This is a genomic window from Thalassovita aquimarina (assembly GCF_018219815.1).
GTDB lineage: Bacteria > Pseudomonadota > Alphaproteobacteria > Rhodobacterales > Rhodobacteraceae > Thalassobius > Thalassobius aquimarinus.
The window spans coordinates 126,530-140,882 of the sequence record NZ_JADMKU010000003.1 but is presented as its reverse complement, the minus strand read 5'-3'; the positions used below and the strand labels follow the sequence as shown (position 1 = coordinate 140,882).

Below are 14,353 nucleotides of genomic sequence, written 5' to 3'. Positions count from 1 at the left end.
GCGAAACCATCCCTGACCCCGAACCACGCCGTCCCCGCCGCACGGCGTGGCGCGTTCTCCACACTCGACCGGCCCCATCGCGCGGATGCCGCAATTTGGACTTGTGCACCGCCCGTCAGCATGCACCCTTTTTCAAAATGCTGCCGGAACAGGCGCGACGACGAAAGACGGACAGGGAAAGATCGGAATGGGGAACGGTCAAGGGCCGAGCCTGAGGCAATTGACCCGGGCATATACCGACCGCAACAACACCATCGCCACGGTCAATGTCGTTGTCACGCTTGCCATCTACATCGCGGCTCTGATCGCCGCGATCCTGCTGGCGAAAACGCAGTACTGGCCGCTGGCCCTGCCCTTGATGTGCGTGAACGGAACCGCTGCGGTACGGCTTTACATGCTGCAGCACGATTGCGGCCACGGTTCGTTTTTCACCACCCGCCGGATCAACGACCTTGTCGGATCTTTCCTGTCGCCCTTCACGCTGACGCCCTACAAGGCGACGCGCTATAACCACAATCTGCATCACGCCCATATCGGCGACCTCGACCGGCGCGACGCGACCGAAATCTACGTCATGACGGTTGCCGAATATCAGGCTGCGCCGTGGTGGCGCAGGCTTGGCTATCGGATCTATCGCAGCTTTTTCGTGCTGTTCATCATCGGGCCGACGCTGCTTTATGCCGTGATGTACCGCTGGCCGCGCAATGCGCGCGCTTCCGGTATCGGCGACGTGATCGTGCATGATATTATGGTGGCCGGTGTTCTGGCCGCGCTTTATCTTGGCTTCGGCCCGATCGCGCTGCTGGTCTGGCTGGGGTCGGTGGTGATCGGCACCTCCTGCGGCGTGATCATTCCTTACGTTCAGCATAATTTCGAAACCGTGTACTGGAGCCGCAAACCCGATCTGGATTTCGAAACCGCGGCGATGCAGGGCTCGGCGGTGCTGGATTTCGGATGGTTCTTCGACCTGTGCACCGCCAACATCGCCTATCACGACCTGCACCACCTGAACGCCAATATCCCCTGCTACAACCTGAAACGCTGCCACCGGGAACTGTCGCCGCATTTCAGATCGGTCCGGATCGGTTTTCTCGAAGGGCTCGGATGTCTGCGCTGGAAACTCTGGGACGAAGAAACCTGCCGCATGGTACCGTTTCCCAAGCCCCCCGTGCGGCACCCCGCGAATGCCCAGGTCGACCTCTGACCGGCGTCAGGGATAGATCGTAATCGGCGTGCCGTCCTTGACCATCGCATAGATCTGCTCGATCTCGCGGTCAGTCACGGCAATGCATCCGGCGGTCCAGTCGCGGCCCTTCGTCGGATCGTAATCCCGTCCCTGCCCGTGGATGAAAATATCACCGCCGGGATCGTTGCCCGCTTCCCGGGCAAGCCGCCAGGCAGAGGCATCGGGATAGGAAATCCCCAAGGACAGATGGAAGCGACTGTTGGGATTGCGGCGATTGATCCGATAGGTGCCTTCGGGCGTCTTGCCGTCGCCGAGCCGGGTCTTTTGGCCGACAGGTTCATTGCCCAGCCCGATCTGGTAGCTTTTCAGCGCCTTGTCTTCGTGCATCAGGTGCAACAGGCGCTTTTCCTTCTGAACGACCACGCCGGTGACTTCTGCACCCTGATAGGATCTGAACTTAGAACTGCACGCCGCCACGGCGCACAGGACAAATCCCATCGTCAACAGTTTCAGAAACCGCTTCATGCCTGCCTCGTTTTATTTTTTTGCTAATTTATACAGCATATCCGCCGAAATGAGGAGCGGTTATCGAGTTCTCAGACGTCTTTCCCGGTAAAATACGCGACAAGTTCGACATGGGCGGACCAGCGGAACTGATCCACCACCTGCACCCACTGCAAATCATACCCCGCCTCGGTCAGGATCCGGGCGTCGCGCGCGAAGGTGACCGGATTGCAGGACACGAAGGCGATCTTGGGCACCTCGGAGCCGGCCAGTTCCCTGACCTGCGCCTCGGCCCCGGCGCGCGGCGGATCGATCACCACGGCGTCGAATTTGCGCAGCTCGTCGGGCATCAAGGGGCGGCGGAACAGGTCGCGCGCCTCGTGCGTGACCTTCTTTAGCCCCTCGGCCCGGCGCCATCCCAGGTCAAGCGCCGCAACCATCGCCGCCTCGCCCTCGACCGCGTGCACCTCGGCCCGTTCGGCCAAGGGCAGCGCGAAGGTGCCGCAACCGGCGAACAGGTCCGCCACCTGCGCCGCATTCCCAACGATTTCGCGCACGGCGGCCAGCAGGGCGGCTTCGCCATCCGGCGTGGCCTGCATGAAGGCGCCCGGCGGCGGCGCGACAAGCGCCTTGCCGAAGCGTTGAACGGGCGGTTCGCGCTGGCCGATCACTTCGCCATCCCAGGCCAGCCGCGCCAGCTTATGCGTCTCTGTTTCGGCCGAAAGCGCCAGCCGCAGAGGCTCGTCCAGTTCCTTGCCGCCGCTCACCGCGATATCGAGCCCCACCTCGGACAGGGTGACCAGGACGCTCAGTTCGCCCTTCCGGCTGCCACCGATCGTGGCCAGCTTTTCGGCCACCGGGATCGCCGCCATCAGGTTGGGATTCAGCAGCTGGCAATCGGGGATCTGAATGATCACGTCCGACCCGCGCGCGTGGAACCCGGCCATCGCACCCTTCTTGGTGCGCTTGACCGACAGGCTCGCCCGGCGGCGGGTTTTCGGGGCCGATGTCACGATGGGGCGGAATTCGGCTTCCAACCCCTGCGCCGCCAGCGCCTGGCGCACCACACCCAGCTTCCAGTCGGCCACGAACGTGTCCGAGGCGTGCTGCAACTGGCAGCCGCCGCAGCTCTTGTAATGGCGACAGGGGGCGGCGACGCGATCACCGGACGGCGTCACGATCCGCAAATCGCGCAAACGGTTGCCGTCCAGCGTTCCGCTGACGACCTCGCCCGGCAGGGTCATCGGGGCGAAAACCGGCCCCTCGGCGATGCCATCGCCCTGATGGCCCAGTCGTATGATGGTGAATTCGCTCATGCGCGCCCAATAGCGCGCGAATGCCCGCTTCGGAAGCCCTATTCGGCCGCTTCCGCCGCATCCGACCCGATGAACCCGCCCGATTGCCGTTCCCAGTAGCGCGCGTACAGCCCGCCCAGTACCAGCAATTCGTCATGGGTTCCCTGTTCCACGATACGGCCCTGATCCAGCACGATGATCCGGTCCATCTGCGAAATCGTCGACAGGCGGTGGGCGATGGCCAGCACGGTCTTGCCCTCCATCACCCGTTCCAGCGCGGTCTGGATCGCCGCCTCCACCTCGCTGTCCAAGGCGCTGGTCGCTTCGTCCAACACCAGAATCGGCGCGTCCTTCAGGATCGCGCGGGCCAAGGCGATGCGCTGGCGTTGCCCGCCCGACAGTTTCACCCCGCGTTCGCCAAGGTAGGCCGCGTATCCCTCGCGCCCCTCGTGATCGCGCAGGGTCAGGATGAAATCATGCGCCTCGGCCTTTTGCGCCGCCGCGATCATTTCGGCCTCGCTGGCATCGGGGCGGCCATACAGGATGTTGTCGCGCGCCGACCGGTTGAACATCGCGGTTTCCTGCGTGACCATGCCAATCTGTTGGCGCAGGCTTTCCTGCGTGACGCTGCGCAGGTCTTGGCCGTCGATTTCCAGATGCCCTTCCTCGGGGTCGTAAAGCCGCAGCAGCAGCGCCACCAGCGTCGATTTCCCCGCCCCCGAGGCGCCGACGATGCCCAGCTTTTCGCCGGGGCGCACCACCAGGTCGACATCGCTGACCCCGCCGATTTCGCGGCCATAGGCGAAACTGACATCGCGCAGCGCGATCTCGCCCTGTTCCACCCGCAGATCCCCCGCACCGGCCGCGTTTTCCAGCCGCACCCGCGGGGTCAGCGTTTTCATCCCATCCTCGACCTCGCCGAGGCTGGCATAGATGCCCATCAGCGAAAAACTGAACCAGCCGGTCATCTGCGACAGCCGCAGCGACACGGTGCCGGCGGCCACGATGTCCCCCGCCGTCGCCTGCCCCAGCGACCATAGCCACAGCGTCGCCCCGATCAGCAAGATCGGCAGCAGCCCGGCCACGAACATCAGCGACAACCGGAACCCGGTGGACAGCCACCCGAATTGCAGCGCCTTGTCGCGGAACACGTCCATCGCGCCCAACGCGGCGCGGTCTTCGTGATCGGCCAGCGCGAAGAGCTTCACCGTCTTGATATTGGTGATGGTATCGACCACCTGCCCCGACACCGCTGCGCGCGCGCCCGCCCGTGCGCCGGCGCGTTTGCGCACCCGCGGCAGGAACCAGCGGATCAGCAGGATATAAAGACTAAACCAGCCTAAAAAGGTCAAAGCGATGCGGAAATCGATGGTCAGAAGCAGCACCACCGACCCGATGACCGAAGCCATGGCGAAGGTCACCACATGGATCGATTCCAGTGTCACCTGCGCCAGCGCATTGGCCGCCTGCATCTGTTTCTGCGCGATCCGCCCGGCGAAATCATTGTCGAAAAATTCCACCGACTGGCCCAGAGTCCAGCGATGCAGGCGCGACAGGACCAAGGGCGTCACGTTGGGACCAAGGATCACCCCGTTGGCCAGCGCCGACAGACCGAAGACAACAGGCCGGATCAGGATGAAAAACGCCACGCCAAAGCCGATCAGGGCAAGGTTGGAGCCAGAAAAGTAACCTTCCGGCGCGGCACCCGTCGTGCTGTCGATCACCTTGCCCAGCAGGTAGGCGGTGCCGGCATCGAACATGCCAGCGGCGCTGGACAGCACCGCAGCAACCCCGACCGCGCCCCAGGCATCGGCCAGCGCCCAGCGGATAAAAGCAGCAAGTTTTTGCGGCGGCGGACGGTCGGACGGGCGAAAAGGATCAATCAATCGGGTTGTCATGGCAAACTCACGGGCAAACTGCCTGCCATGAGATAGCACGCTGAAACGAAGGACAAGGGCGGCTCAGCCCAACAACTGGTCCTTACCCGACGTGAAACCTGAAGCGATCCACTCCGCCTCCAGCTGTTTCAGCCGCGCGCCCAAAGCCGGCCCCTGATAATCGGGCATCAGGTCAGCGGCTTTCACCGGGAATTCGCGCCCGGCCGCCGATTTCGCCTCTGCGACCTCGGATTCGGCCAACGGCTGTTCCAACATCGCGGCGCGCAGCGCAAGGATGCCGATGGCGGCCTCGGCCCCGTGTCGATACCCCAGTTCCGCCGCGCCCGTCACCGATGCCATGCCATCGCGATAAAGCTGCAGCCGCTTTTTTTCCCCGTTCGACAGGCGCAGCCCGTGGCCGTCACCGCCAAGACAGGCCAGCCGCAGCATGGGATCGTGCGCCATGTGAAAATGATGCTCGATCGATACCAGCGGCCCCAATGCCCGGTCGTCGGACCCTTCAAGGACCCGCGCCAAGGTGCCGGTCATCCGCATCGAGGCGACCGCTGGCGCCGGTTCCGGCGCGGCCAGCAATTTGCGCATCTCCGCACCGATCCGTTCGCGCGAAAGCGTCTCTATCCCGTCCAGATTCGCCGCGATCGCGGCCAGCGCCTCGGGATCCGGGCCGCCGAACGAATCACCGTACCAGGCGTGGAAGCGGAAAAACCGCAGGATGCGCAGGTAATCTTCGCGGATGCGCAGTTCGGGATCTTCGATGAACCGGACCCGGCGTGCCGACAGATCGTCGATCCCTTCACCCAGCGGATCGGAGATATTGCCAGCCGAATCGGCGTAAAGCGCATTCATGGTGAAATCGCGCCGTTTCGCATCGTCGATCATATGGCTGGAAAACGCCACCACTGCGCGGCGGCCATCGGTTTCCACGTCGCGGCGGAAAGTGGTGATTTCATGCGGAATGTGACCCGAAACCACCGTGATCGTGCCATGATCGATCCCGGTGGGGATCGCCTTCAGCCCGGCGTTGCGGGCCAGTTCGATCACCTTTTCCGGGACCGCGTCGGTGGAAATGTCCAGATCGCTGACCGGGGTCCGCAGCAGCGCGTTGCGCACGCAACCGCCGACGAAATAGGCCTTGTACCCGGCCTCGGTCAGGGCGCGGCAAACGGCCTGTGTTTCAGGTTGGGTTATCCACGCATCCGCAATCTTCATTCCGCCATCCGATCCGCCAACCCCCGCAGGATACGGGCGGTTGCGCCCCAGATATAGTAGGGACCGAAAGGAACGGTGAAATAGTGCCGCTTCCGGCCACGCCATCGGCGCGCCTGAATCTGGAAATTTGCCGGGTTGGCGATGTGATGGAGCGGCACCTCGAACACTTCGTCCACCTCGCCCGGTTCGGGGATGGGCGAAAACTCCGGGCTGACCCGGGCCAGAACCGGTGTGACCTGAAAACTGGTCACGGTTTCATGCGACGGCAGATGACCCAGAACCTGCGCCATGTCGGGATGCAGCCCGACTTCTTCATGCGCCTCGCGCAGTGCCGCGGCGGTCACGTCGGCATCGCCCTCGTCGACCTTCCCCCCCGGAAAGGCGATCTGCCCCGGGTGATGTTTCAGATGCGAGGCCCGCTTGGTCAGGATCAGCTTGATCCCGTCATGACGCTCGACAAATCCGACCAACACGCCGGCGGCGCGCAGCTTGCGCCCCTCGGGCAGCTCAAATTCGGGATTGAGGTCGAAATCTGATGACGACGTGCTGGGACGGCCCAGCGCCCGCATCACCGGATCGAGAGGATCAGGCATCGCCCGGCGTCTTTTTCGCATCGAACCCGACCGTTTCGGGATCAAGATCGTAATGCGCGCCGCAGAACTGGCAATCGGCGGTGACCCGTCCATCTTCCGTGGTCATCTTCTGGATGTCCTTGGCGGAATAGATCGACAGGGTCTGGCGCACGCGGTCTTCGGAACAGGTACAGCCGAACCGGACCGGCTGCGCATCGTACACCCGCGGCTGTTCCTCGTGAAACAAACGCACCAACAGGTCGGTCACGGTCACATGCGGGCCGATCAGTTCCATTTCCTCGACCGAATCGAGCAGGATATTGGCCCGGTTCCAGTTTTCCTCGGCCTCGTCATCCACCAGGTCGCGTGCGTGAAGAAGCCCGCTTTCACCGGTGGCCTCGCTGCCCTTGGCGAAGGGTGACGCTTTCGGCATGTGCTGGATCATCACGCCACCGGCGCGCCAGGATTCGGCGGAACCCGGCTGGGTGGATTTGCCGAAACTCAGCTCGAACCGGGTCGGGATCTGTTCCGACTGCGCGAAATAGGCTTCGGCACATTCCGACAGCGATTTGCCGGCCAGCGGCGTCAGCCCCTGGTACGGCGTCATGCCTTTGCCCTGGTCGATCATGATCGCGAAATAGCCTTCGCCGACCTGATCGAACGGGGTCCCGTCGGTCAGCCGCTCGTCATCATAGCTGGCATAGGCGCGAATCCGGGCCGGTTCGCCTTCTTTCGTCGGTCCGTAGTAATCGGTGGCGATCATCCGCACCGGACCTTTCGACTGCACCTGCAGAGACAGCTTCCAGCGCAGCTTGATCGTCTGGCCGATCAGCGCGGTCAGAAGCGCCATCTCGGCGACCAGAGCTTCAACCACCGGCGGGTAGTCGTGCTGTTCCAGAATATTGCCCAATACCCCGTCGAGCCGCGCAACGCGGCCGCGGATATCGGCTTTGTCCAGCTGGAACGGCAGAACGGTGTCGTCCCAGGCGAGTTTCGATCCAAGTGTCATGGGGTTCCCTTATGCGCTTGGCGTTGGCATACATCCTCAATATAGGCGCGGCAAGCAACACTCCAAGGAAAGCCCGATGATCAGACGCTTCGGAACCCCACCCGAAACCGGGCGGCGCTATACGCTTCGGCCGGGGGCCTATGCGGTTCTCATGCTGGGGAATCAGGTGTTGCTGACCCATCAGGCCGACCCCTGGCCGGAATTCCAGCTGCCCGGCGGCGGAATCGACAAGGGCGAATCGCCGCTGCACGCGCTGCATCGAGAAGTGTCCGAGGAAACAGGTTGGTCGATCGCGGCGCCGCGGCGGCTGGGCGCGTTCCGCCGCTTCACCTTCATGCCAGAATACGACATCTGGGCGGAAAAGCTGTGCACCATCTACGCCGCCCGTCCGGTGCGGCAATTGCGGGCGCCGAGCGAACCCGGCCACAGCGCGGTCTGGATGCCCTTCGACGCCGCCGTCGATGCGCTTGGCAATCCGGGCGACCGGCATTTCCTGTCGCGACTGGACTAGGTCACCTTGTATTCGAACAGGGTGGCGGAAATATCGTCTTCGATATCCTGCCCCGGCTGCAAAAGGCCTTGCAGTTGCTCGAACAGGTGATCGAGGAAATCCTGACCGGTCTTTTTCTGTTCATCGCTGGCGCGCACTAGCCGGATCAACCCTTCCTCGCCCAGCATGTCACCGCCATCCACGTGGCATTCGGTGAAGCCGTCGGAATAGAACAAAAGCCGGTCGCCCGGTTCCATCACCGTTTCGAAATCCTCGTAGTCAAGCCCGGGCAACAGCCCCACCGGCACGCCGCCCTGACCCAGGAATTCCACCGTCCCGTCGGCGCGCAGCAGCAACGGATGCGGATGGCCCGCCTGCACGATCCGCACATGGCCGTTGCTGAGGTCGGCCACGCCGTAAAGCATGGTGAAATATTCCTCCACCTCGGTGTCCGAGGTCACGCGTTCGTTCAGTATTCGCACCGCGTCGGCTGGCGGACGCATCGCGTAAAGCGATTCGAACCGTTTGATCATCGCGACGTTCTGGTCGAAATAGGTGCTCGACAGATTGCCGGCCAGCCGCGCGGTCATCATCGCCGATGTGATCCCGTGGCCGGACACGTCGATGCAATAGAACCCGACGATCGTTTCGTCGGGCGAAAACATGCCCACGAGGTCGCCACCGATATGACCGCAGGGCCTGAGCAGCAAGCTGACCCGCGACGATCCGAAACGGCGCGACAGTTCCGGCAACAGCGATTCTTGTATCTTGCGCGCCTGGATCAGGTCCTTGTCGATTTCTTCATGGGCCTGGCGCAGCCGCTTCAGCGTCTTCGAAATCAACCGGTTCTTTCGCGACAATTCGCGCTGCATGCTCAGGATCCGGGCTCCGGCCGAAATCCGGGCCCGCAATTCATGTGAACTCACCGGTTTGAGCAAGAAATCGTCCGCCCCGGTATCGAGCCCGCGCGCCACCGCACCCTTTTCGTTCTTCGCGGTCAACAGAATGAAGTAACTGTAGTTTTCCTGTGGCAGTTCCCGGAAGGCCTTGCAAAACTCCAGCCCATCCATCCCCGGCATCATCCAGTCACTCAAGATCAGGTCGGGCGGATCGGTACTGCATATCGTCAGGGCTTCTTCCGCCGATGCCGCCTCGGACGTGCTGTATCCCCAGCCCTGCAGGAAGCAGGTCAGAAGCCGCCGTTCCATTTGACTGTCATCGACAACCAGCACCCGCAAGGTCTTTGCATCGGTCGCCGGTATGTCTCTGGCCCGGGAAAAGGCGGACAAGGTTACATCCTTTGCATCCAATAGTTGAACCACGATCCTACACTTCTCGATTTAAAAAGCTGTGAATCAAGTTAATTTTCCGTTCTCTGCGTACAGACTCAGAAATTCTTAAGACCCGCTGCCGATGATGTTCGAGATTTCAAGGGGGTTGAAATGATTGACTGGAACAGGATTGCCGAATTGCGCGAAGATATCGGCCCGGAAGATTTCGAAGAAGTATTCGAACTCTTCCTGGACGAAGTGCACGGCGTGATCGAAAAGCTGCGCAACTGCCCCGATGCAAGCGACCTGGAAAGCGACCTTCACTTTCTCAAGGGCAGCGCCATGAATCTCGGCTTCGCCAACTTTTCGGAAAAATGCTATGTCGGGGAACGCCTGGCCGCGGATGGCCGCAGCGACCGGATCGACATCGCCGCGATCCTCGATTGCTACGACCGCTCGCTGGCGGAATTCACCCAGGACCTGCCAAAGAAATTCGCGGCCTAGATGTTGCCGTCTAGACCAGGAATTCGGCCAGAACCTCGTCATCCGTGATGTCCTGGAAGGTCATCCCGATTTCATCGAGCTGCGTATAAAGCACCTCGAAATTCTCCGGCCGCGACGTTTCGATGCCCAACAGGACCGACCCGAAATTGCGCGCCGATTTCTTCAGGTATTCGAACCTGGTGATATCGTCATCCGGGCCCAGCACGTTCAGAAATTCCTTCAATGCTCCGGGGCGTTGCGGCAGCCGCAGCAGGAAATACTTCTTCACCCCGGCAAAGCGCTGCGCGCGTTCCTTGACCTCGGGCAGCCGTTCGAAATCGAAATTCCCCCCCGACGTGACGCAGACCACAGTTTTGCCCCGGATGTCGTCGCGCAGATCGGCCAGCGCGTCGACCGACAGGGCGCCTGCCGGTTCCAGAACGATGCCTTCGACATTCAGCATATCAAGGATCGTGGTACAGATCCGGTCCTCGGGTGCGGCCAGCACGTGATCGGGATCGGTATGGGCCAGGATTTCGAACGGATAGCCGCCGATCTGCGCCACCGCCGCGCCGTCGACGAAACTGTCGATCTTGTTCAGCTTCACCGGATGCTTGTCGCGCAAGGCCGCGCGCAAACTGGCCCCGCCCGCCGGTTCGACATAGCGCAGCGCGGTATCGGGCGACACCTCGCCCATGTAGCGGGTGATCCCCGCCGACAAACCGCCGCCGCCTACCGGCAGCACCACCATGTCGGGATCGCGGCCCAGCTGCGCGGTGATTTCCGCCGCCACGCTCGCCTGCCCCTCGATCACGTCCAGATCGTCGAAGGGCGACAGGAAATGCCCGCCCTCAGCCGCGCAGTATTCCTGCGCCGCCGCCAGCGTGTCGTCGAAATAGTCCCCGACCATGCGAATTTCGACATTGTCGCCGCCGAAAATCCGGGTCTTGTCGATCTTCTGCTGCGGCGTGGTGACAGGCATGAAAATCACGCCCTTCACGCCGAAATGGCGGCTGACATAGGCCACGCCCTGCGCATGGTTGCCGGCGCTGGCGCAAACGAAAACCTCGCGCGACGGATCGGCGGCCAACACCTTGCCCATCGCGTTCAGCGCGCCGCGGATCTTGTAGCTGCGCACCGGGCTCAGGTCTTCGCGCTTGAGCCAGATATCGGCGCCGTACTTGGCCGACAGGTGATCGTTGCGCAAAAGCGGCGTCGCCGGAAACAGCGCCCGCATCTGTTGTTCGGCCACCCGGGCCTTTTTCAGAAAATCGCTCATGAGACCCTGAGTGGATCATCCTTTGCCCCAAGGCAAGGCCCCGGGGCAAAGAAGACGACAGTATACCGGTCAGGAAAGTTCGCGCCCCTCGACGTAATGGCCGTAGATGGTGGTCATGATACTAAGCGACACCATTCCCACCAATAGGTTAGCAGCATGCTGTATCCCCACGGCAAACGGGATTGAAACTTTCGCGACGAGCAACGGAAGGTAGTAAAACGCTTGGGAAAACAGGGTCGGTAGTGCTGCACAAATAAAAATGGCTCCGACCGCGCCAGAAGTCGCCAAAATGGCATCGTTGATATGAGGCTTTCCGCCGATTTCTGCTTCGGGAAGGACCGGACTGAGACAAAGAAAAGCCGTCATCCCGATCGTGCTCAACAGGACATTAATGCCTACGAAAGCCCAAATTCCAAAGGATTGAAACAAGGCTACTGCCACGAATCCTCCAATGGAAAGCAACACCAGGGCTGGCAAGATAAGGATCAAGGTAATCAGCAGGGACAAACCCAGATACCGCACCATTTGATTGATTTTAAGCGGGGGTATGAAGCCTTTTGGACGTTCATCCAGCAAAATGAACCGGTGCCAGGCAACGGCAGTCCACAAGGCAAGGAACGCGAAGAGTAGCAAAAACAGAAAAAACAGCAGGAATTGGCCTCCACCGGGATTTAGTATGTTTATCTTTGCTCCCGAGAGTAGAAGCTTCGGATTGATGCCAAGAGACAAGCCAGCAGCTGCTATACATCCGATAGTCAGCAATGTTGGTACGAGGAATATCTGAACCACTTCCTTCAAATTTCCAAACACCATCCGCACCGAATGGGTAAACAATTTCAGTCCCTTCATCGGACCCCCTCAAATACAATTTTGAGACACATAAGCGAATTACGATTCGCCCCGCAATCCCCGCCCGCAAGCGCGCCGCCTTGCCCTTGGCCGCAAAACCCGGTATCGCGCTTGAAAAATTGACATATCAGGAGCTCCCATGTCCGCGCCCAAGAAAGTTGTCCTGGCCTATTCCGGTGGCCTCGATACCTCGATCATCCTGAAATGGCTGCAGACCGAATATGGCTGCGAAGTCGTCACCTTCACCGCCGACCTCGGTCAGGGCGAAGAACTGGAACCGGCCCGCAAGAAGGCCGAGCTTCTGGGGATCAAGCCCGAAAACATCTATATCGAAGATGTCCGCGAAGAATTCGTGCGCGATTTCGTCTTCCCGATGTTCCGCGCCAATGCCGTTTACGAAGGGCTGTACCTGCTGGGCACCTCGATCGCGCGGCCGCTGATTTCCAAGCGCATGGTCGAAATCGCCGAGGAAACCGGCGCCGATGCCGTCGCCCACGGCGCCACCGGCAAGGGCAACGACCAGGTCCGTTTCGAACTGGCCGCCTACGCGCTGAACCCCGACATCAAGGTGATCGCGCCGTGGCGGGAATGGGACCTGTCAAGCCGCACCAAGCTGCTGGCTTTCGCCGAACAGAACCAGATCCCGATCGCCAAGGACAAGCGCGGCGAAGCGCCGTTTTCGGTCGACGCGAACCTGCTGCACACCTCGTCCGAGGGCAAGGTTCTGGAAGACCCCGCCGAAACCGCACCCGATTACGTTTACCAGCGCACGGTGAACCCCGAGGATGCGCCGGATCAGCCCGAATTCATCGAAGTAACCTTCGAAAAGGGTGACGCGGTGGCGATCAACGGCGTGGCGATGTCGCCCGCAACGATCCTGACCGAGCTGAACGAACTGGGGCGCAAGCACGGCATCGGCCGTCTGGATTTCGTCGAAAACCGCTTCGTCGGCATGAAGTCGCGCGGCATCTACGAAACCCCCGGCGGCACCATCCTGCTCGAAGCACATCGCGGCATCGAACAAATCACGCTCGACAGCGGCGCCGGTCACCTGAAGGATTCGATCATGCCGCGCTATGCGGAGCTGATCTATAACGGGTTCTGGTACTCGCCCGAACGCGAAATGCTGCAGGCGCTGATCGACAAATCGCAAGAACACGTCACCGGCACCGTGAAGCTGAAGCTTTACAAGGGCTCGGCCTTCACCGTCGCCCGCTGGTCGGATCATTCGCTTTATTCCGAAGCGCACGTGACCTTCGAGGAAGACGCCGGCGCCTACAACCAGGAAGACGCGGCGGGCTTCATCCAACTCAACGCGCTGCGCCTGAAGCTGCTGGCCGCGCGGAACCGCCGCCTGAAAGGCTGACCCGGTTTCCCATCGCAGAACATGAAACGCCCTTCGGAAACGGGGGGCGTTTTCTTTTGGTCAAAACAGATGCGTTCAAAGCTTCAGGGCTGCCAACTGCTCGTAATGCGGCAGCGCCTGTTCCAGTATCTCCGCCGCCTTGCCCTCCAGCACGGGGAGATCACCCTCGGCCGGGTCGAACCCGGTCGATCCATGCACCGCCCCGTACCAATGCGCCGCCCAAACGCCATCATCGGGATGCCCGCCCCGGGGCCAGTGCAGCATCGACGGGATGAAATCCAGCCCGATCGCGGCGCACAGCCTGGTCAGCATCGCTTCGGGATCGCGACGGATATCGCCGCTGTCGATCACCACCGGTTTCTGGCCCAGAGCACGGGCATGATCGTATAGCGCGGTCTGTTGCACAAACCCGATATCGTCCAGCCCGATCCCGTCCCATTTCGCCCCGAAACTGGCGATCACCCGCGCCGGGTGGCGGATCAGGAACACGTTGGCGACCTCGGCCATCCAATCGCGCGGAATGCCGGGGATCATGTGCTGGGTCATGTGTTTCTGGTAAAAATGCGGCTTGTCGCCCGGAACAGGGCCTAACAATGCCTTCGCGACCTTGGCCGGATCCTGCGGCTGCGACGCCATGATCTCGGCCCGCATCGGGTGGTTCAGCCCGGTCAATCGCAGATAGGCGGCATAGAACGGTTCGTCCACCACAGCGCAATCGCCCCGGGCTGCAAAGGAATACATCATCGCCGTCGACAGGTTGCGCGGCCCAGACCACATCGCAATACGCATCGGACTGCTCCTTTTTTAGTATCAGGCTAGACCCGTTCCAGCCGCTTGAGAAGACCGTAAAAAATCGCGGTAACGGGTGCTCAACCCTGCGTGAAATTCGATTGCATCCGCTGGTCAGATCCGAACCGTCCATGCACGATAAGGTCAGGAGGC

14 protein-coding genes are annotated in these 14,353 nt (G+C 61.5%); 4 read left to right on the top strand and 10 right to left on the bottom strand.

Annotation, left to right across the window (positions count from 1 at the left end; genetic code table 11):
• Window positions 1–187 precede the first annotated feature (187 nt).
• Window positions 188–1,204, top strand: coding sequence for a fatty acid desaturase (locus tag IT775_RS04860; protein ID WP_212699965.1), 1,017 nt, complete (start codon window positions 188–190; stop codon window positions 1,202–1,204).
• Between the two features lie 6 nt (window positions 1,205–1,210).
• On the opposite strand, the gene IT775_RS04855 is transcribed toward IT775_RS04860, so the two are convergent.
• The 6 genes from IT775_RS04855 to hslO all read right to left on the bottom strand — a co-directional run bounded on the left by IT775_RS04855 (window position 1,211) and on the right by hslO (window position 7,673).
• On the bottom strand, window positions 1,211–1,711 hold the full coding sequence (locus tag IT775_RS04855; RefSeq protein ID WP_246525338.1) for a L,D-transpeptidase family protein: 501 nt from the start codon (window positions 1,709–1,711) through the stop codon (window positions 1,211–1,213).
• A 71-nt stretch (window positions 1,712–1,782) separates the two neighbouring features.
• Window positions 1,783–3,006 carry a class I SAM-dependent RNA methyltransferase gene (locus IT775_RS04850; RefSeq protein WP_212699964.1) on the bottom strand — a complete coding sequence of 408 codons (1,224 nt, stop codon included), beginning with the start codon at window positions 3,004–3,006 and terminating at the stop codon, window positions 1,783–1,785.
• Between the two features lie 38 nt (window positions 3,007–3,044).
• Complete coding sequence (locus IT775_RS04845) at window positions 3,045–4,883, bottom strand: ABC transporter ATP-binding protein (protein ID WP_212699963.1); 1,839 nt, start codon at window positions 4,881–4,883, stop codon at window positions 3,045–3,047.
• 63 nt (window positions 4,884–4,946) lie between these two features.
• Window positions 4,947–6,092 (bottom strand): CCA tRNA nucleotidyltransferase, encoded by a 1,146-nt coding sequence (locus IT775_RS04840; protein ID WP_212699962.1) that lies wholly within the window; start codon window positions 6,090–6,092, stop codon window positions 4,947–4,949.
• Window positions 6,089–6,685, bottom strand: a complete 597-nt coding sequence (locus IT775_RS04835; protein ID WP_246525337.1) for a CoA pyrophosphatase — start codon at window positions 6,683–6,685, stop codon at window positions 6,089–6,091. The genes IT775_RS04840 and IT775_RS04835 overlap by 4 nt, the downstream gene beginning before the upstream one ends.
• Entirely contained in the window at window positions 6,678–7,673 is a 996-nt protein-coding gene (gene hslO, locus IT775_RS04830) for an Hsp33 family molecular chaperone HslO (protein ID WP_212699961.1), read from the bottom strand. The genes IT775_RS04835 and hslO overlap by 8 nt, the downstream gene beginning before the upstream one ends.
• A gap of 76 nt (window positions 7,674–7,749) precedes the next feature.
• Here hslO and IT775_RS04825 point away from each other — a divergent pair, with 76 nt between their 5' ends.
• Window positions 7,750–8,184, top strand: a complete 435-nt coding sequence (locus tag IT775_RS04825; protein WP_212699960.1) for an NUDIX hydrolase — start codon at window positions 7,750–7,752, stop codon at window positions 8,182–8,184.
• Here IT775_RS04825 and IT775_RS04820 read toward each other — a convergent pair.
• The gene (locus IT775_RS04820) at window positions 8,181–9,452 is read right to left on the bottom strand and encodes a PP2C family protein-serine/threonine phosphatase (protein ID WP_281414336.1); all 1,272 of its coding nucleotides are present in this window, start codon (window positions 9,450–9,452) and stop codon (window positions 8,181–8,183) included. The two genes, IT775_RS04825 and IT775_RS04820, sit on opposite strands and share 4 nt — an antisense overlap.
• A 153-nt stretch (window positions 9,453–9,605) precedes the next feature.
• On the opposite strand from IT775_RS04820, the gene IT775_RS04815 reads away from it, so the two are divergent.
• A complete protein-coding gene (locus tag IT775_RS04815; RefSeq protein ID WP_212699959.1) occupies window positions 9,606–9,938 on the top strand; it encodes an Hpt domain-containing protein in 333 nt (110 codons plus the stop codon).
• A 10-nt stretch (window positions 9,939–9,948) separates the two neighbouring features.
• Here the strand turns inward: IT775_RS04815 and ilvA are convergent, their stop codons facing one another.
• Both ilvA and IT775_RS04805 read right to left on the bottom strand, forming a co-directional pair.
• Window positions 9,949–11,196 (bottom strand): threonine ammonia-lyase IlvA, encoded by a 1,248-nt coding sequence (gene ilvA / locus IT775_RS04810; protein ID WP_212699958.1) that lies wholly within the window; start codon window positions 11,194–11,196, stop codon window positions 9,949–9,951.
• A gap of 69 nt (window positions 11,197–11,265) precedes the next feature.
• Entirely contained in the window at window positions 11,266–12,045 is a 780-nt protein-coding gene (locus IT775_RS04805; protein ID WP_212699957.1) for a hypothetical protein, read from the bottom strand.
• A gap of 139 nt (window positions 12,046–12,184) precedes the next feature.
• Between IT775_RS04805 and IT775_RS04800 the strand changes: the two genes are divergently transcribed.
• The gene (locus tag IT775_RS04800) at window positions 12,185–13,411 is read left to right on the top strand and encodes an argininosuccinate synthase (protein WP_212699956.1); all 1,227 of its coding nucleotides are present in this window, start codon (window positions 12,185–12,187) and stop codon (window positions 13,409–13,411) included.
• Window positions 13,412–13,486: 75 nt separating this feature from the next.
• Here IT775_RS04800 and IT775_RS04795 read toward each other — a convergent pair whose 3' ends face one another.
• Window positions 13,487–14,200, bottom strand: coding sequence for a sulfotransferase-like domain-containing protein (locus tag IT775_RS04795; RefSeq protein WP_212699955.1), 714 nt, complete (start codon window positions 14,198–14,200; stop codon window positions 13,487–13,489).
• Between the last annotated feature and the right edge of the window lie 153 nt (window positions 14,201–14,353).